This window comes from Streptomyces sp. Tue6028 (genome assembly GCF_002300165.1).
GTDB lineage: Bacteria > Actinomycetota > Actinomycetes > Streptomycetales > Streptomycetaceae > Streptomyces > Streptomyces siamensis.
Genome location: NZ_MLCE01000017.1, coordinates 106957 through 125593, shown reverse-complemented (window position 1 = coordinate 125593; position 18637 = coordinate 106957). Strand labels below are relative to the sequence as shown.

The following is an 18637-nucleotide window of genomic DNA, read 5'->3' as shown; positions in this document are numbered from 1 at the left end:
TCGCCGGTCCGTCCGTCGGCGGTCCCGGTGCGCCGCAGCCCCCGCAGGCCCCCGGCATGTCCCCGGGCGCCCCGCAGCCCCTGCCCGGCCAGCAGCCTCCGGCGTACGGCTACCCCCAGGCGGGGCAGCCGACCGTCGGCCCCGGCTACCAGGCCGTGCTGCGCTACCGGGCGCAGGACGGCTCCGAGCAGCAGCTGATCAGGCGTTCCGCGCCGGGTACGCCGCACCCGGAGTGGCAGATCCTGCACGAGCTGCGCGCGATGAACGTGCCGCCGCAGCAAGTGCTCGAACTGCACACCGAGTTGGAGTCGTGCGAGCTGCCGGGTGCGTACTGCGCGCGGATGATCCGGGAGAGCTGGCCGCAGGCGCGGATCACGAGCATCGCGCCGTACGGCACCGATCACGCCAGCCGACAGCAGGGCATGCATCAACTCCTCGCGCACCAGGGTGAGTTGCACCAGGTCGCGGACGGTCCCGCGCGCCCGGCGCCGGTGCGGGCGCCGATCCCGCCGGTGCAGCCCGCGCCGCCGGTCCCGCCGGAGGCGATCGGGCAGGAGCTGGCGGCGGCGTTCGGACCGGGCGTGTTCCGGTTCGACCAGGCCGCCGTGTCGCGGCAGGGCGTGCCGAACATCGTCGCGCACACCCTCGTCGTGGCCGGACTCCCGGTCGACATGGGCCCGTTCTTCTGGGCGCAGGCCCAGCCGGGCCGCCCGGTGCCCACGCTCGCCGAGCTGGCGCAGGAGCGCGGGGTGCAGCCGGCCGCGGACGCGGGCTCGTACCTCGTCATGGGCAGCGACTTCGGCAAGGCGATCTGTGTCCAGTACGGCACGGCGAACATCGTCGCGGTGCCGGTGGAGGCCGGACCGGGTGGCGCTCCCGTGCCGCCGCAGTTCGTGAACAGCGGACTGCCCGAGTTCGCGCGCTGCCTCGCCCTGCTCGGCCGCATGTGGCGGCTGCGCTTCGGCCTCAACCAGGAGCAGGCGGGCCGCTGGACCGTGGACTTCCAGGCCCAGCTCGCCTCTCTCGACCCGGCGGCCCTCGGTTCGCCGGAGAGCTGGTGGTCGGTCCTGCTGGAGCAGATGTGGGACGGCCTGTTGTAGTCCGTCGGGGGTACGGGCGCGTACGCGCCCGCCCCGCGTGATCGAGGCGTCCGACCCGTTCGACGGGTCGGGCGCCTCCGTCGTTCCCGGCCGAACAGGCTTACGCGGGGCGCCCGATGACAGCAGCGCTTCTGTATTTGACCTCGAAGAGCTCATCTCCGACCGAATGGGTGGGCGGAGTGTCGCGTTATGAACACTTCCGTGCGATCCATCAAGATGTCCGCAAAATCAATGATTTGCGCGAAATCTGCATTCCGGGACCCCCGTCCCGGGTGCTCCGGGCGGAGAAGGGGTCCAAGGATGAGCAGCGCATCGGGGTCGCCGTACGGCTTCAAGGCTGTACGGGGGCGTGGTTACCGTCCCGGCCAGGTCGACGCGTACGCGGCGGCCCTCTCCCGCGACCGCGACACCGCCTGGGAGCGCGCCGCCCGGCTGACCGTGCTGGCCAAGGAGATGGACGCGGAGTCCGAACGGCTGCGGCGGACCGTGGCAGGGCTCGCCCCGCAGACGTACGAGACGCTCGGGGACGGCGCGCGCCGGATCTTCGAACTCGGCACGGAGGAAGCCGGGACCGTGCGGGAGAACGCGCGCGGCGAGGCCCGGCAGCTCGTCGACGACGCGGAGGCCGCGGGCCGTCAGGTGCGCGAGGCCGCGCAGGCGTACGCCGACGAGGTGCGCGCTGCCGCCGAGGAGTACGCCCGGGAGCGGCTCCTCGCCGCCCGTACCGAGGCCGACGAGACCCGGATCTCCACGCGGCGCGGCATCAAGGAGAGCCGCGGCGAAGCGCTGGCCGCGCTGCGCGAGGTGCGGCAGCGCACGCAGGAACTGCTCGCCGAGCAGGAGAAGGTGCACGCCGAGCGCTGGGCCGAGGCCGAACGGGAGGCCGTCGAGCAGGAGGCCGAGCTCGACGCGCGGCACGTCGAACTCGTCGTGCGCGCCGAGGCCGCACTGTCCGAGGCGGTGCGGGAGTTCGCCGAGGCCGAGGAGTGCGCTCGGCGTCGGCAGGAGGACGCCGCGGGGCGGGCCGCGGAGGTGCTCGCCGAGGCGCGGGTGAGTGAGGAGCAGGTCGCCCGGGAGACCGAGCGGGTGCTGCGCGAGCACCGGGAGCGGTGGGACGACGTGCGGGCGCAGATGGACCAGGTGCAGACGAGTCTGACGTCGCTGACGGGGCGGGCCCCGGCGGAGTAGCCCCCCGAGGGGGGCCGCTGTCCACTGGGTTGCCCGCTCCGCGGGGTGGGGCTCCCCCGCTCCGCGGCGGGGTTTCCCACCCACCCACCCGTCTCTCTCGGTCGGGATGTCCGGCCGGATCGCCGGCGGGGCGGTGTCAGGTTCGCCTGCGTACCGCTCCTGCCAGGATCCAGCCCTCCACCGCTTCGTACTGGCGGCGTTGTTCGTCGGACTTCTTCCGGCCGGAGGCCACCGTGCCGAGCCAGCCGTAGACGAAGCCCAGGGGGATGGAGACGATGCCCGTCGTGGTGAACGGGAACCAGTTGAAGTCGGCGTCGGGGAACGCGGAGGTGGGGGAGCCGGAGACGAGGTTGGTGCCCGGCATGAGGACGAGGACGGTGAGGGTGCCGCCGATGAGGGTGGCCAGCAGGCCCGCTCGGGTGTAGCGGCGCCAGAACAGGCTGTAGACCAGGGCGGGCGCGATCGCGGAGGCGCCGAGGCAGAACGACAGCGTGATCAGGGGTTGCAGGCTGTGGTGCTGGACGAGCGTGGCGAGCAGGATGGCCCCCGCGCCGACCGCGAGGGCGGACAGGCGGGCCAGGAGCATCTCGTGACGCGGTGACATCTCGTCGTCGTGGCGGCGGGTGTGGAAGAACCCGCCGCGTGCGAACACGTCGTGGGCGAGCGAGTTGGCGCAGGCCAGGATCATTCCGGCGACGGAGGCGAGCAGGGTCAGGAAGATCGCCGCGGTGACCGTGGTGAACAGGAGGGTCTCCGCCGTCGACACGTCGGGGCCGAACGCGGCGCGGGAGCCGAGGAGATAGGCCGTGTTGCCCTGCGGGTCGGCGGCGGCGATCACCTTGCGGCCGATCAGCGCGGTGGCGCCGAAGCCGATGACGCTGATGACGACGACGAACAGGGCGACGCAGGGCACGGCCCAGGACATCGAGCGGCGTACCTGCCGGGCGCTGTTCGCGGTGTACATCCGCATGGTGACGTGGGGCAGGCAGGCTCCGCCGAGGACGACGGTCAGCTCCGAGGTGATCATGTCCAGGCGGGGGCTGGTGCCGCCCGCGAACTCCAGGCCGGAGCGCAGGAACGCGGAGCCGACGCCGCTGTTGTGACCGGCCGCGGCCAGCAGGGCTCCGGGGTTCCAGTCGAAGCGGTGCAGGATGAGGGCGGCGACGACGCTGCCGGATCCGAGGAGCATCACGATCTTCATGATCTGGATGAGGGCGGTGCCCTTCATCCCGCCGATCGCCGCGTAGCTGATCATCAGTGCGCCGAGTCCGATGACGCAGCCGGTCTTCAGGGAGTCGTTGGAGAAGCCGAGGATGAAGGCGAGCAGGTCGCCGGCCCCGGCGAGCTGGACCAGCATCAGGGGGAGCAGCGCGATCAGGGTCACCGCGCACGCGGTCATGCGGACCGCGCGGCCGGGCATGCGGCGCGCGAGCGCGTCGCCCATGGTGAACCTGCCCGCGTTGCGCAGCGGTTCGGCCAGCAGGAACATCAGCAGCATCAGGGAGAGCGCGGTGCTCAGGGCGAGGACGACACCGTCGTAGCCGGTGAGCGCGATGATGCCGCTGGTGCCGAGGACGGTGGCGGCGGAGATGTAGTCACCGGCGATGGCGAGGCCGTTGCGCATCGGCGACATCGACCCGTATCCGGTGTAGAACTCGTCGAGGTCGTCGCGGTCGGGTCCGGTCATCACGCACAGCAGGAGCGTGATGGTGGCCACCGAGGTGAACGCGACCAGCGACATGGCCTGTGCGGAACTGCTGAAGCCGGTCATCGGGCCGCCTCCCGCCGCGCGTCCAGTTCGGTCTGCTTGCGGATCCGGTCGGCGATCGGGTCGACGGTCCGGCGGGCCGTGTACTCGTACAGTCCGATGGCCAGGCAGGTGACGGGGACCTGGAGCAGCCCGAGCAGCAGTCCGGTCGACAGTCCGCCGGAGACCGTGTTCGTCATCAGGGACGGGGCGAACGCGGACAGCGTGAGGAAGAGGACGAAGTAGCCGAGCGCGGTCAGGGTCGCCACGCGCCGCTGCCAGCGGTAGGCGCCGCGCAGCAGTCTGATGTCGCTGTGGTGGCCCAGAGCCTGACGGCGCGGCATGCGCCGGGGTTCGGGCACGGGCTTGGGCGGCGGTGGCTGCCAGGGGTAGGTGACGTGGGCGGGGGAGACGCTGTTCGGGTGCGGTGCGTGCTGCGGGTGCGCCGGGTACTGCGGCTGCTGCGGGGACGGTGGCTGTGCGGTGGGCGGCTGGGCGGACCGGGGCCGTTGGTGGCGGGGCTGGTACGGGGGCTCGGCCGGTGTGGGGAACGGCCGTGGGTGAGGCGGCTGGTACTCGGGGGACGAGAACGCGTCTGGCATCCCGTTTCTCCTTGCGTGGCTCGGGTCCGGTGCGGACCGCAGGGAGCTGGGGGGTGAGCAGCGCACGCTACTCGCAGGTATCCCGGATGCGCTGCACTTTCACCAAACTGAGCGGTCGGTATGCGCTTACTTCGGTGACCTGGGGTGTTACCCGCGTTTACAGGGGTGTGAGTGTCTGGACTCGGGGTACACGAGGGCACGCTGATGCCCGTGTTGCCGCTGGTGGGAGCGGATGTGGCCCGGCCGGGCCGGGCCGGGGAGCCAAGTCGCCCGCGCCGTGCCGATGGTGTGTGCGCCGTGCCGATGGTGTGTGCGTCGGTCCGCCGTGTCGCGTGGACCGGTCGGCCGACCGACCGGCCGTGCGGGCGGATCGCGGCCTCCGCGCAAGCGTGCACCGGTCGGCCGCGGGAGCGGATCGCTGCGGCCCTCACTCCGCGGGGGTCTTCAGCACCGGGAAGCGGCGCGGTGCGACGAACAACAGGACCAGGAAGGCGAGGGCGGCGGCACAGGCCGCGCCCAGGTAGACGGCGTGCACCGCGTCGGCGACCGCGTGCCGCAGGTGTTCGGCGGGCGCGCCCGAGTCCAGCGCGCGGGTCACCGAGTCGAGGTCGCCCGAGCCGCCGAGCCGCGCGGCGAGCACCCCGTTGGCGACGGCGCCGAACAGGGCGGCGCCCACGGTCTGTCCGGTCTGCCGGCAGAAGAGGACGGAGGCGGTCGTCGTGCCGCGTTCGGCCCAGCCGACGGTCGACTGGACGCCGATGATCAGCGGCAGCTGGAACAGGCCCAGGGCGCCGCCGAGGAGCAGCATGAGGAGCGCGGGCTGCCACGGCTCACCCGGATAGGGCAGGAAGGGGAAGGCGAGCAGCAGGAGGGTCGCCGTGCCGATGCCGAGCATCGCGGTGTTGCGGAACCCGATGCGCCGGTAGACGTGCTGGCTGAGCGCCGCGGACACCGGCCAGCTCAGCGTCCACACGGAGAGCACGAAGCCCGCGGCGATCGGGGCGAGCCCGAGGACGGCCTGCGCGTAGGTGGGCAGGAAGACGGTGGGCGCGACCATGAGCAGGCCCAGGGCGCCGAGGGCCAGGTTCACCGCGGCGATGGTGCGCCGGCGCCACACCCAGCCCGGGATGATCGGTTCGGCGGCGCGCCGCTCGACGGCGACGACGACGGCGATCAGGGCGAGGCCGGTCGTGAACAGGGCAAGGGAGGGCGCGGACAGCCAGTCCCAGGCGACGCCGCCCTGCACCAGCGCGGTGAGCAGGACGCCGCCGCAGGCGAAGACGGCGAGGGCGCCCGCCCAGTCGATGCGGGGGCGCCGCGCGGTGTCCCGTTCGCGTGCGGGTTCGTGCAGGTGACGGACGATCAGCCACAGGGCGAGTACGCCGATCGGCAGGTTGACGAGGAAGATCCACCGCCAGTCGGCATAGGCCGCGAGGACTCCGCCCAGCGCGGGCCCGGCGACCGCCGAGGTCGCCCACACGGTGGACAGCTTCGCCTGGATCCTGGGGCGTTCCTGGAGCGGGTAGAGGTCGGCGGCGAGCGTCTGCACGGTGCCCTGGAGGGCGCCGCCGCCCAGGCCCTGCACGATGCGGAAGGCGATGAGCGCGCCCATGTTCCAGGCGGTGGCGCACAGCAGGGAGCCCGCCAGGAAGAGGACGGAGCCCGCGATCAGGACGGGTTTGCGGCCGAAGGTGTCGGAGAGCTTGCCGTAGACGGGCAGTGTGACCGTCACGGCGAGCAGGTAGCCGGAGAACAGCCAGGAGAACACGGAGAAGCCGCCGAGGTCGGCGACGATCTGCGGGACCGCCGTGGAGATGATGGTGGAGTCGAGCGCGGCCAGCGCCATCGCCAGCATCAGGGCGGCGACCACGGCGCGGCGCCCGCGCGTTCCGTTTCCCGGTGCGCCGGCCGGCGTGCCCGCGGGCCGTGCGGCCGGTATCTGCGTCTCTCCCTGGCCCACCCGGTTTCCTTTCCCCCTGCATCCATCCGCCCCGGACAGCTTCCCACTTGACCCTCACGTCGCGGGAGGGTGGACGCTGAGTGGGCCCGAGGGTGGATCTGACCCCGAGAAACAGTCCACCGAAGGGTGGAGAGCCCCTAGGGGTACCTCCGTACCAGGGGTCGGGGAGGGTTCGTACCGGCGGAGGACGAGACGGGCGGGGATGCGTCCTTAACCTGGCTTTACGCCGCTGGGGAGCGCGTCCGGTCGTACGGACCGCACCCACGGGGGTGGGGTTTTCCCCAGCAGAAGACTGGGCCGGGCACCAGAGCGCCGGGGCCCCCGCCGCCACCAGACTTACCGACGTAGCCAGACGCACTTCGTCCAGGACTCAGATCCGGCAGACACCACTGCCGACCGACATAGGAGACATACCGTGACATCGGCTGTGACCATTCCCAGGCACGGGGGCACTGGAGGGCGTACGGCCGTTGCCGCGCGGGCGCGGCAGGTCGTGAAGGCGTACGGGTCCGGGGAGACCCGCGTCGTCGCCCTCGACCACATCGACGTGGACATCGCACGAGGTCAGTTCACCGCCATCATGGGCCCCTCCGGGTCCGGCAAGTCCACGCTGATGCACTGCCTCGCCGGACTCGACACCGTCACCTCCGGCCAGATCCACCTCGACGAGACCGAGATCACCGGCCTCAAGGACAAGAAGCTCACCCAGCTGCGCCGCGACCGCATCGGCTTCATCTTCCAGGCGTTCAACCTGCTGCCCACGCTGAGCGCGCTGGAGAACATCACGCTGCCGATGGACATCGCGGGCCGCAAGCCCGACAAGGCCTGGCTGGCCCAGGTCGTGGAGACCGTCGGGCTCGCCGGCCGCCTCAAGCACCGCCCCAACCAGCTCTCCGGCGGCCAGCAGCAGCGCGTCGCGGTGGCCCGCGCCCTGGCGGCCCGGCCCGAGATCATCTTCGGTGACGAGCCGACCGGAAACCTCGACTCCCGGGCCGGCGCCGAGGTACTGGGCTTCCTGCGCCGCTCCGTCGACGAGCTCGGCCAGACCATCGTGATGGTCACGCACGACCCGGTGGCCGCCTCGTACGCGGACCGGGTGCTCTACCTCGCCGACGGCCGCATCGTCGACGAGATGTACCAGCCGACCGCCGACCAGGTCCTGGACCGCATGAAGGACTTCGACGCCCGGGGGCGCACGTCATGACCGTCCTGAAGACCTCGATGCGCAACTTCTTCGCGCACAAGGGACGCATGGCGCTGTCCGCCGTGGCGGTCCTGCTGTCGGTGGCCTTCGTCTGCGGCACGCTCGTGTTCACGGACACGATGAACACGACGTTCGACAAGCTGTTCGCGGCCACCTCCTCCGACGTGACGGTGTCGCCGAAGGACGCCAAGTCCGACGACACCCCGCAGAACGGCAAGCCCGACTCGATGCCGGCCTCCGTGCTCGCGCAGGCGAAGAAGGCGGACGGCGTCAAGTCCGCCGAGGGTGCCGTCAGTTCGATGAACGTCACCGTCGTCGACAGCGACAACAAGAACATGGGCTCCAGCAACGGCGCCCCGACGATCGCGGGCAACTGGACCCGCAACGACCTCCGTTCGATGGAGATCACCGAGGGACGTGCCCCGCGGGGACCGACCGAGGTGATGGTCGACGCCGACACCGCCGACAAGCATCACCTGAAGAGGGGCGACGAACTGCGCACCATCGCCGTCACCGGCGACTTCAGGGCGAAGATCGTCGGCATCGCCTCCTTCAAGGTGACCAACCCCGGTGCCGCCGTCGTCTACTTCGACACCGCCACCGCACAGCGTGAACTGCTCGGCTCCACCGGCCGGTTCACCCACGTCAACGTCACCGCCGCGGCGGGCGTCACCGACGCGCGCCTCAAGCAGGACGTGACCGCGACGCTCGGCGCCGGCACCTACAAGGTGCAGACGCAGAAGGAGACCGCGGACGAGAACCGCAGCGACGTCGGCTCCTTCATGGACGTCATCAAGTACGCCATGCTCGGCTTCGCCGGTATCGCCTTCCTCGTCGGCATCTTCCTGATCATCAACACCTTCTCGATGCTGGTCGCCCAGCGCACCCGCGAGATCGGCCTGATGCGGGCGATCGGCTCGTCCCGCAAGCAGATCAACCGCTCCGTCCTCGTCGAGGCGACCCTGCTCGGCGTGTTCGGCTCGATCCTCGGCGTCGGCGCGGGCGTCGGCCTCGCCGTCGGCCTCATGAAGATCATGTCGTCGATGGGCATGGAACTGTCCACCCGCGACCTCACCGTCAAGGCGACCACCCCGGTCGTCGGCCTCCTCCTCGGCGTCGTCGTCACCGTCCTCGCCGCCTACCTCCCCGCCCGCCGCGCCGGCAAGGTCTCCCCGATGGCCGCGCTGCGCGACGCCGGCACCCCCGCCGACGGCAAGGCCGGCCTCGTACGCGGCCTGATCGGCCTGGTCCTCACCGGCGCCGGAGCCGCCGCCCTCTACGCGGCGGCCACCGCGGACAAGGCGAGCGACGGCTCCCTCGTCCTGGGTGCCGGCGTGGTCCTCACCCTCATCGGGTTCGTCATCGTCGGCCCGCTGCTGGCCGGCGGAGTGGTCCGGGTGATCAGCGCGGTCCTGCTGCGGGCCTTCGGACCCGTCGGACGCATGGCCGAGCGCAACGCACTGCGCAATCCGCGCCGCACCGGCGCCACCGGCGCCGCCCTGATGATCGGCCTGGCCCTCGTCGCCTGCCTCTCCGTCGTCGGCTCCTCCATGGTGGCCTCGGCGACCAGCGAGCTCGACAAGTCGGTCGGCGCGGACTTCATCGTCCAGGGCAACCAGCGGATCGTCCCGCAGGCAGAGAAGGCCATGGAGACGACACCCGGCCTCGCCCACGTCACCCGCTACAAGGACATCAAGGCCACGCTGACCTCCCCGGACGGCAAGACCGACGACAGCGGCATCACTGCCGCCGACCCGTCCTACGCGGACGACCTGCGCCGCGAGACCACCGCCGGCGAGCTGAGGGCCGCCTACGGCAAGGACGCCCTGTCCGTCGGCTCCGACTACGCCACCAAGCACCACGTCAAGGTCGGGGACACCCTCACCGTCGCCTTCGACCACGGCTCCACCGCGAAGCTCAAGGTCGCCGCCATCACGGACGACGACACGTCCATCGACCAGGGCGCCCGCTACACCAGCATCGCGACGATGAAGAAGTACCTTCCCGCGGACCGCGTCCCGCCGAACGAGATCATGTTCGCCAAGGCCAAGGACGGCCAGGAGAAGGAGGCGTACGCGGCCCTGAAGAAGGCCATGGAGCCGTACCCGCAGTACCAGGTGCGCGACCAGACCGACTTCAAGCAGGAACTGAAGGACCAGGTCGGCCAGCTCCTCAACATGGTCTACGGCCTGCTGGCCCTCGCGATCATCGTCGCCGTCCTCGGCGTGGTGAACACCCTCGCCCTGTCCGTGGTGGAGCGCACCCGGGAGATCGGCCTCATGCGGGCCATCGGCCTCTCCCGCCGCCAGCTGCGCCGCATGATCCGCCTGGAGTCCGTGGTCATCGCCCTCTTCGGCGCACTCCTCGGCCTCGGCCTGGGCATGGGCTGGGGCGCCACCGCCCAGAAGCTCCTCGCCCTCGAAGGCCTGAACGTCCTCGACATTCCCTGGCCGACCATCATCGGGGTCTTCATCGGCTCCGCGTTCGTGGGCCTGTTCGCCGCGCTGATCCCGGCGTTCCGCGCGGGCAGGATGAACGTCCTGAACGCGATTGCCACCGACTGACCCGACAGCCACCGTGCACGGGGGTCACGGGGGATGAGGCCGAGCCCGGTCCGGAGAGCACCACTCTCCGGACCGGGCTCGGCCCTTTCCCGTACGGGGGGATCTCAGCCCGTCCGGCGTTTGAGGACGAGGCCGTCCAGGCCGATCCGGGGGTCCGGGGGCGGAGCCCCCGGGTACGGGACGGGAAGGGGCGGAGGGGGCGAGAACTCCTCGGCCCGGCACGGGTACGGGGCCGGCACGAGCACCGGCCCGGCACGAGCACCGGCCCGGCACGGGTACGGGCCCTGCCCGAGGACCGGCCACGTCGAACCGCACCGAGCTGCTCGGGACAGGCCCCGCGCGGGACGCGAAAGCCGGCGCCGTCCACAGCCCGGCCGGACCACGAAGGACCGGTGTCCACAGCCCGGCCGGACCACGACGGGACCGGCGTCAACCGCGCGGCCGGCGCTACGACAGACCCCGCAGTCCAGGCGGGGCCGGGCCGTCACCGGGGCCGTTGTCCACAGCCCCGGCACAGCCCAGCCCGGCGACGTACGCTGGAGACCCCCGGCCCGTCCCACGTGTCGGGCCCTTCGCGTTGCCCACCCTGGGATGGAAGCCCTTCATGAGCCTGCACGGTCTGCTCGACGCCGTCGTCAAGGACACCGCCCTCGCGGAAGCGGTGAAGGCCGCCACCGACGGCAACCGCATGCACGTCGACCTGGTCGGCCCGCCCGCGGCCCGCCCCTTCGCGATCGCGGCCCTCGCCCGCGACGCCGCCCGCCCCGTCATGGCGGTGACCGCGACGGGCCGGGAGGCCGAGGACCTCGCCGCCGCCCTGCGCTCCCTCCTGCCGTCCGAGACAGTCGTCGAGTACCCGTCGTGGGAGACCCTCCCGCACGAACGCCTCTCCCCGCGCAGCGACACCGTGGGCCGCCGCCTCGCCGTCCTGCGCCGCCTGGCCCACCCGCGCACCGACGACCCCGACACGGGCCCCGTCTCCGTCGTCGTCGCCCCCGTGCGCTCCGTGCTCCAGCCCCAGGTCAAGGGCCTCGGCGACCTGGAGCCCGTCGCCCTGCGCACCGGCTCGACCGCAGACCTCGGCGACATCGTCGAGGCACTCGCGGCAGCCGCGTACTCCCGGGTCGAGCTCGTCGAGAAGCGCGGCGAGTTCGCCGTCCGCGGCGGCATCCTCGACGTCTTCCCGCCCACCGAGGAACACCCGCTGCGCGTGGAGTTCTGGGGCGACGACGTCGAGGAGATCCGCTACTTCAAGGTCGCCGACCAGCGGTCCCTCGAAGTCGCCGAGCACGGCCTGTGGGCGCCGCCCTGCCGCGAACTGCTCCTCACCGACGACGTACGGCAGCGGGCCGCGGCCCTCGCCGAGGCCCACCCCGAGCTCGCCGAACTCCTCGGCAAGATCGCCGAGGGCATCGCCGTGGAGGGCATGGAATCCCTCGCCCCCGTCCTCGTCGACGACATGGAGCTCCTCCTCGACGTCCTCCCCAAGGGCTCCATGGCCGTCGTCTGCGACCCGGAGCGCGTCCGGACCCGGGCCGCCGACCTCGTGGCCACGTCCCAGGAGTTCCTCCAGGCGTCCTGGGCGGCGACGGCCGGCGGCGGCGAAGCCCCCATCGACGTCGGCGCCGCATCCCTGTGGTCCATCGCCGACGTACGGGACCGCGCCCGCGAACTGGACATGATGTGGTGGTCGGTGTCCCCGTTCGCCGCCGACGAGGAACTCGACGCGGACACCCTCAAGCTGGGCATGCACGCCCCCGAGACCTACCGCGGCGACACCGCCCGCGCCCTCGCCGACACCAAGGGCTGGCTCGCCGAGGGCTGGCGCACCGTGTTCGTCACCGAGGCCCACGGCCCCGCCGCCCGCACCGTCGAGGTCCTCGGCGGCGAAGGCATCGCCGCCCGCCTCGACACCGAGCTGACCGACATCAGCCCGTCCCTGGTCCACGTCTCCTGCGGCTCCATCGACTACGGCTTCGTCGACCCCGCGCTCAGACTCGCCGTCCTCACGGAGACCGACCTCTCCGGGCAGAAGGCGGCCGGCAAGGACGGCGCGCGCATGCCCGCCCGCCGCCGCAAGACCATCGACCCGCTCACCCTCGAAGCCGGCGACTACATCGTCCACGAGCAGCACGGCGTCGGCCGCTACATCGAGATGGTGCAGCGCACCGTCCAGGGCGCCACCCGCGAGTACCTCGTCGTCGAGTACGCCCCCGCCAAGCGCGGCCAGCCCGGCGACCGCCTCTACATCCCCACCGACCAGCTCGAACAGATCACCAAGTACGTCGGCGGCGAGGCACCCACCCTGCACCGCCTGGGCGGCGCCGACTGGACCAAGACCAAGGCCCGCGCCAAGAAGGCCGTCAAGGAGATCGCCGCCGACCTCATCAAGCTCTACAGCGCCCGCATGGCCGCCCCGGGACACGCCTTCGGCACCGACACCCCGTGGCAGCGCGAACTGGAGGACGCCTTCCCGTACGCGGAGACCCCCGACCAGCTGACCACGATCGCCGAGGTCAAGGACGACATGGAGAAGACGGTCCCCATGGACCGCCTGATCTGCGGCGACGTCGGCTACGGCAAGACGGAGATCGCCGTGCGCGCAGCCTTCAAGGCGGTCCAGGACGGCAAGCAGGTCGCCGTCCTCGTGCCCACGACGCTCCTGGTGCAGCAGCACTTCGGCACGTTCTCCGAGCGCTACTCGCAGTTCCCCGTCAACGTGCGGGCACTCAGCCGCTTCCAGACCGACTCGGAGGCCAAGGCCGTCCTCGAAGGCCTGCGTGAGGGCTCCGTCGACGTCGTCATCGGCACCCACCGCCTGTTCTCCTCGGAGACCAAGTTCAAGGACCTCGGCCTCGTCGTCGTCGACGAGGAGCAGCGCTTCGGCGTCGAGCACAAGGAACAGCTCAAGAAGCTCCGCGCGAACGTGGACGTACTGACCATGTCCGCGACCCCCATCCCCAGGACCCTGGAGATGGCGGTCACCGGCATCCGCGAGATGTCCACGATCACCACCCCGCCGGAGGAACGCCACCCCGTCCTCACCTTCGTCGGCCCCTACGAGGAGAAGCAGATCGGCGCCGCCGTCCGCCGCGAACTGCTGCGCGAGGGCCAGGTCTTCTACATCCACAACCGCGTCGAGTCGATCGACCGCGCCGCCGCCCGGCTGCGCGAGATCGTCCCCGAGGCGCGCATCGCGACCGCCCACGGCCAGATGTCCGAACAGACGCTGGAACAGGTCGTCGTCGACTTCTGGGAGAAGAAGTACGACGTGCTCGTCTCCACGACGATCGTCGAGTCCGGCATCGACATCTCGAACGCCAACACGCTGATCGTGGAGCGCGGCGACAACTTCGGCCTCTCCCAGCTGCACCAGCTGCGCGGCCGCGTCGGCCGCGGCAGGGAACGCGGCTACGCCTACTTCCTGTACCCGCCGGAGAAGCCGCTCACCGAGACCGCCCACGAGCGCCTCGCCACCATCGCCCAGCACACCGAGATGGGCGCCGGCATGTATGTGGCGATGAAGGACCTGGAGATCCGCGGCGCGGGCAACCTCCTCGGCGGCGAGCAGTCCGGCCACATCGCCGGCGTCGGCTTCGACCTGTACGTCCGCATGGTCGGCGAGGCCGTCGCCGACTACCGGGCCTCCCTGGAAGGCGGTGTCGAGGAGGAGCCGCCCCTGGAGGTCAAGATCGAGCTCCCCGTCGACGCGCACGTCCCCCACGACTACGCGCCCGGCGAGCGGCTGCGCCTCCAGGCGTACCGCTCCATCGCCTCCGCCAACTCGGAGGAGGACATCAAGGCCGTCCGCGAGGAACTCGTCGACCGCTACGGCAAGTTGCCCGAACCCGTCGAGAACCTGCTCCTCGTGGCCGGCCTGCGCATGCTCGCGCGGGCGTGCGAGGTCGGCGAGATCGTCCTGCAGGGCAACAACATCCGTTTCGCCCCGGTGGAGTTGCGCGAGTCGCAGGAACTGCGGCTGAAGCGGCTCTACCCCGGGACGGTCATCAAGCCGGCCGTCCACCAGATCCTGGTGCCCCGCCCCAAGACCGCGAAGGTCGGCGGCAAGCCGCTGGTCGGACGCGAACTCCTCGGGTGGACGGGCGAGTTCCTGGCGTCGGTCCTCGGGTCGTAGGGGCCGCGGGGGCGTACGGCCGCGAGAGCGTACGGGCCCGGTGGCGAACGGGCGCGGGGCGTACGGCCCGTGCGTACGGTCGGTGCGCCTGGGCCCGGTGCGCCTGGGCCCAGGGCTCCTACGACCGGGGCTGCTGCGGTGAAGCCGCCCCGTCCTCGCGCGGCCGTGACTGGAACAGCATCCCGGTGAGCGCGCGGAACACCTCGTCGGGGTCCTGCTCGCCCACCGGGCCGTCCAGGTTGTGACTGAGGAGCAGCGTCGCGAAGCCGTGGGCCAGTGACCAGGCCGCGACCCCGGCGAGGCGGCTGTCGGGGCCCCGGCCCTCCTGCGGCACGGCGGAGACGGCACTGCGCAGCCGCTCGCCCGCCAGGGTCCTGGCCGTCGTCAGCTCCAGGTCGTTCGCCCGCAGCAGCTCCGGGGAGAACATGACCTGGAAGTAGGCCGGGTGCTCCCGCGCGAAGCGCACGTAGCGGACGCCGGCGTCCCGCAGGTCGTCGGCGTCGGCGAGCGCGGCCGCGAGCAGCTCGTACCCCTCCGCTGCGATCGCCGTCAGCAGGCCGGTGCGGTCCTTGAAGTGGTGGGCCGGGGCCGCGTGCGAGACACCCGCCCTGCGGGCCAGGTCGCGCAGGCTCAACCCGGACGGCCCGTCGGCGGCGATGGCGTCGAGCGCCGCCCGCAGGATCGCGCGCCGCAGATCGCCGTGATGGTACGGGCGTTGGGGCCCGGTGTCCCCTGAGCCCCCCGTGGTCTCGGCGGCCCTGGCGGCCCTGGCGGTCGGTGCGGTACCGGCGGTCCCGGTCGCCCCGGCTGCCGTGGCGGTCCCATCGGCCTCGTCGGTGCCGCCGGTCCTGCTCGTCCCGGTGTTCTTACTGGTCTCGGCCATGCTCAAAAGCCTACGCGGAATCTAGGCATTGACAAGTTCCCCCTCCTCCGGCAATCTAGTCAATGTCAAGTTACGCATCGAGCCGGACCGTGACGAGGGGACGAGTCATGTCGGAGAGCGTCAGCACGACCAGCGGAACCAGCAAGACCGAAGAAGCCGCCCGGGCGGGCGCCGGCACGGACGTCGAGCTCGGACGGGTGCGCCAGCTCTGGCACCTCCTCGAACCCCTCCACGCCGTCTTCTACTACGCACCGGAGACCTTCGAGGAAGCCGCAGCCCTCGGCTACGACACGGAGGAACGCTGGCCGAGCTACTTCCCCTACCGCGCCGCCCCGTTGGGCGCCGCCGGCAGCGAACGCGTCACCTCCGCCTTCTACAGCTTCAGCCCACGCATGGTCGCCGAACACATGAAGTCCGCCTGGCAGACCGCCAGTCCGGAGCAGGTTCTGAACGCCCGAGAACGTGCCGTCGACCGCGCCTACCGCGCGATATTCGGAGACCGCATCACCTCCCCCGAACTCGCCGAGGCAGCCGCACTCGCCCGCCGCGCCGCGGAAGCCGCGAACACCGCGGGCCGCCCCCTCGCCGCGGCCAACGCCGAATCGGACTGGCCCGAGGCCCCCCACCTCCAGTTGTGGCACGCGGCGACGATCCTGCGCGAACACCGGGGCGACGGCCACCTCGCGGCACTCCTCGTCGCCGGCCTCGACCCCGTCGAAGCCCTCGTCTCCTTCGCGGCGATAGGCGCGGCCTCCGTGGAACGCTTCGAAAGCCGCGGCTGGAGCCAGGAGGAATGGACCGCCGCCCGCGAACGCCTCACCGCCCGGGGCCTGGTGGACGAGGACGGCGTCGCCACACCCGCCGGCCGCGAACTGCGGCGCCAGGTCGAACAGCACACCGACGAACTCGCCGCCGCGCCCTGGCGCGCGCTCGGCCCGGACGGCGCCGCCCATCTCGCCGACCTGCTCGGCGAGTTCTGGGTCGCGGCACTCGGCTCAGGCCTGCTCCCGTCGGAGACGACCCTCGGCATCGGCAAGGTGTGACCTGCGGGCACGCCCGGCAGGCACTCAGCAGCACAGGGGGAGCGGGGAGGGGAGGGGGAGGGGCCCCGATGGACAGCGAAAAGGCCGCCGGACGGCCCCCTTCCCACACCGAAAGCCGCCCGCCGACCTCATGGTGTCGGTCTCGGCGGACGGCTCGGGTTGCGGGGGTTCAGTCGATCCGGCCGGCGCTGGGCTTCTTGAGTCCTCGGCGTTGGCGTTACGGCTGGTCGGGGCGGTCACGCTTCAGGCCCGCCGCGCCTTCGATCCTCTGCTGCGCGTCGTCGACCTGGTCCGTGTACTTGTCGCCCGTCTTCTCGTTGACCTTCTTCTCCGCCACGTCGGACATTTCCTTGGCCTTGTCCTGTCCGTGGCCCCTGAACCTGTCGAAGATGCCCATCCAGAGCTCCTTCCCGAGGTGACTCACCACCGACGATACGCCCGGGGTGCACCGATTGCCCGTTGGGGGCAGGTATGGGGGAGGAGTACCGGCGGCTACGGTGGGCACTGGGAAAACGCGCCCGTCAGGGGCGGATCAGGGGAGCTCGGGGAGGGGTGTCGTGGTGCGTCTGAGGGGTGGGGCGGTCGCGGCCGCACTGATGATGTTCGCCGTGGGGACCGGTGTCGCCGGCTGCCGTACGGGGACCGAGGACTCGCCGGGAGCGAAGGGGACGGCGGCCGGTGGTGCGGCTCTCGCCGCCGTGGACTCGCTGACCGTCAAGGGGCGAGCACCCAAGACGGGATACAGCCGGGAGCGGTTCGGCACGGCCTGGGCCGACACGGACTCCAACCGGTGCGACACCCGGGACGACATCCTCAAGCGGGATCTGAAGGACGTGAAGTTCAGCGACGGCACGTGCAAGGTGTCGTCCGGGCTCCTCACCCCCGACCCGTACGGCGGTCAAGACGTGAAGTTCGCCCGTGGCCGCAGCCTGGTCGACATAGATCATTTGGTCGCGCTCTCGGACGCCTGGCAGAAGGGCGCCAAGTACTGGGACGCGAGCAAGCGGATCGCGCTGGCCAACGACCCGATGAATCTGCGTGCCGTGGGCGCGAGCGCCAACCGCAGCAAGGGCGACGGTGACACCGCGACCTGGCTGCCGCCCAACAAGGCGTACCGGTGTACGTATGTCGCCGCGCAGGTCGCGGTGAAGAAGAAGTACGAGCTGTGGGTGACGAGTGCCGAGAAGGCGGCGATGAAGAAGGTCCTCTCCGGCTGCCCCGGGCAGAAGCTTCCCTCGGGCGGCAACCCGACGAGCGCACCGGCACGCTTCCACGCGAACTGACGGCGTCCCGGGCGCCGGTCCGTATCTGCCCGTCGCGCCCGGGAACGCCCCGCCCCGCCGTCCCCGGGATCGCCCAGCCTCCGGAACACCCCACACCCCCCAGGGAACTCGATATCGGGCGTGAAATCCGTTTCGCTGTGTCGGACCGACGCCTACGGTGACGGGCATGGAGCTGAAGGTGTCGAGTCTTGCCGAACGTCCCGAGATGCTAGGGCCGGTGGTGGGGATGGCCGACAGTTGGCCGGAGTTCCTGCTGCACGACCCGGTGGGCAACTCGCACTACGGGCGGATCGCCACCGAGCTGCCGCAGTACGTGCTGTTCGCCGAGGACGAGCACGGACGTGTGGTGGCGCACGCGTACAGCGTGCCGTTCGCCCTCGCGGACGAGGAGCGGGGCGAGCTGCCCGCGCGGGGCTGGGACGAGGTGTTGTCCTGGGCGTTCGCGGATCTGCGGCGTGGTACGCCGCCGGACACGGTCGGTGCCGTCTCGATCGTCGTCGCCCCGCATGCGCAGGGCGGCGGGCTGTCGGCGCGGATGCTCTCCGCGATGCGGGACAACGCCCGGGCGCACGGTTTCGGCGAGGTCGTCGCGCCCGTGCGTCCAAGTGCCAAGCATCTGGAGCCGCGTGCGCCGATGGAGGAGTACGCGTTCCGGGAGCGTGCCGACGGGCTGCCGCACGATCCGTGGCTGCGTGTCCATGCCCGGGCGGGCGGTGTCGTCGAGGCGGTGGCTCCGGCGTCGATGACGGTGGCGGCGTCGCTGGAGGAGTGGCGTGGCTGGACGGGGCTGCCTTTCGACTCGGCGGGCCTCGTCGAGGTGCCGGGCGCGCTGGTGCCGGTGCACTGTGAACCGGCGCGCGGATACGCCGTGTACGTCGAGCCCAATGTGTGGGTGCGGCACACCCTGTGAGCTCGACGTACGGCGTGG

At 71.6% G+C, this 18637-nt stretch carries 13 protein-coding genes; 8 read left to right on the top strand and 5 right to left on the bottom strand.

Annotated features, from left to right (window positions below):
• Together BKI49_RS15445 and BKI49_RS15440 are read left to right on the top strand one after the other, a co-directional pair.
• A partial coding sequence (locus BKI49_RS15445) for an SUKH-4 family immunity protein (RefSeq protein WP_257004803.1) occupies positions 1–1100 on the top strand: 1100 nt, incomplete at its 5' end.
• A gap of 300 nt (positions 1101–1400) precedes the next feature.
• Entirely contained in the window at positions 1401–2288 is an 888-nt protein-coding gene (locus tag BKI49_RS15440) for a cellulose-binding protein (protein ID WP_095934850.1), read from the top strand.
• Positions 2289–2424: 136 nt separating this feature from the next.
• Here the strand turns inward: BKI49_RS15440 and BKI49_RS15435 are convergent, their stop codons facing one another.
• The 3 genes from BKI49_RS15435 to BKI49_RS15425 all read right to left on the bottom strand — a co-directional run bounded on the left by BKI49_RS15435 (position 2425) and on the right by BKI49_RS15425 (position 6576).
• Positions 2425–4059 (bottom strand): sodium/solute symporter, encoded by a 1635-nt coding sequence (locus tag BKI49_RS15435; protein ID WP_095934849.1) that lies wholly within the window; start codon positions 4057–4059, stop codon positions 2425–2427.
• Complete coding sequence (locus BKI49_RS15430) at positions 4056–4637, bottom strand: DUF485 domain-containing protein (protein WP_095934848.1); 582 nt, start codon at positions 4635–4637, stop codon at positions 4056–4058. Before BKI49_RS15430 ends, BKI49_RS15435 begins: the two co-directional genes overlap by 4 nt.
• A 427-nt stretch (positions 4638–5064) precedes the next feature.
• The gene (locus BKI49_RS15425; RefSeq protein ID WP_257004807.1) at positions 5065–6576 is read right to left on the bottom strand and encodes an MFS transporter; all 1512 of its coding nucleotides are present in this window, start codon (positions 6574–6576) and stop codon (positions 5065–5067) included.
• A gap of 436 nt (positions 6577–7012) precedes the next feature.
• Between BKI49_RS15425 and BKI49_RS15420 the strand changes: the two genes are divergently transcribed.
• From BKI49_RS15420 to mfd, 3 genes are all read left to right on the top strand, one after another.
• Positions 7013–7801: an ABC transporter ATP-binding protein gene (locus tag BKI49_RS15420; protein ID WP_095934847.1), complete on the top strand. Its 789-nt coding sequence runs from the start codon at positions 7013–7015 to the stop codon at positions 7799–7801.
• The gene (locus BKI49_RS15415) at positions 7798–10365 is read left to right on the top strand and encodes an ABC transporter permease (RefSeq protein ID WP_095934846.1); all 2568 of its coding nucleotides are present in this window, start codon (positions 7798–7800) and stop codon (positions 10363–10365) included. Before BKI49_RS15420 ends, BKI49_RS15415 begins: the two co-directional genes overlap by 4 nt.
• A gap of 604 nt (positions 10366–10969) precedes the next feature.
• Positions 10970–14500 (top strand): transcription-repair coupling factor, encoded by a 3531-nt coding sequence (gene mfd, locus BKI49_RS15410; protein WP_095934845.1) that lies wholly within the window; start codon positions 10970–10972, stop codon positions 14498–14500.
• Positions 14501–14618: 118 nt separating this feature from the next.
• Here mfd and BKI49_RS15405 read toward each other — a convergent pair whose 3' ends face one another.
• Entirely contained in the window at positions 14619–15194 is a 576-nt protein-coding gene (locus tag BKI49_RS15405) for a TetR/AcrR family transcriptional regulator (protein ID WP_257004806.1), read from the bottom strand.
• A gap of 296 nt (positions 15195–15490) precedes the next feature.
• On the opposite strand from BKI49_RS15405, the gene BKI49_RS15400 reads away from it, so the two are divergent.
• Positions 15491–16426 (top strand): SCO6745 family protein, encoded by a 936-nt coding sequence (locus tag BKI49_RS15400; protein ID WP_257004802.1) that lies wholly within the window; start codon positions 15491–15493, stop codon positions 16424–16426.
• A 217-nt stretch (positions 16427–16643) separates the two neighbouring features.
• On the opposite strand, the gene BKI49_RS15395 is transcribed toward BKI49_RS15400, so the two are convergent.
• Positions 16644–16823 (bottom strand): Rv0909 family putative TA system antitoxin, encoded by a 180-nt coding sequence (locus BKI49_RS15395; protein WP_095934843.1) that lies wholly within the window; start codon positions 16821–16823, stop codon positions 16644–16646.
• Positions 16824–16983: 160 nt separating this feature from the next.
• Between BKI49_RS15395 and BKI49_RS15390 the strand changes: the two genes are divergently transcribed.
• Positions 16984–17709, top strand: a complete 726-nt coding sequence (locus BKI49_RS15390) for an HNH endonuclease family protein (protein ID WP_095934842.1) — start codon at positions 16984–16986, stop codon at positions 17707–17709.
• A gap of 166 nt (positions 17710–17875) precedes the next feature.
• Complete coding sequence (locus tag BKI49_RS15385; RefSeq protein WP_095934841.1) at positions 17876–18619, top strand: GNAT family N-acetyltransferase; 744 nt, start codon at positions 17876–17878, stop codon at positions 18617–18619.
• Positions 18620–18637 lie beyond the last annotated feature (18 nt).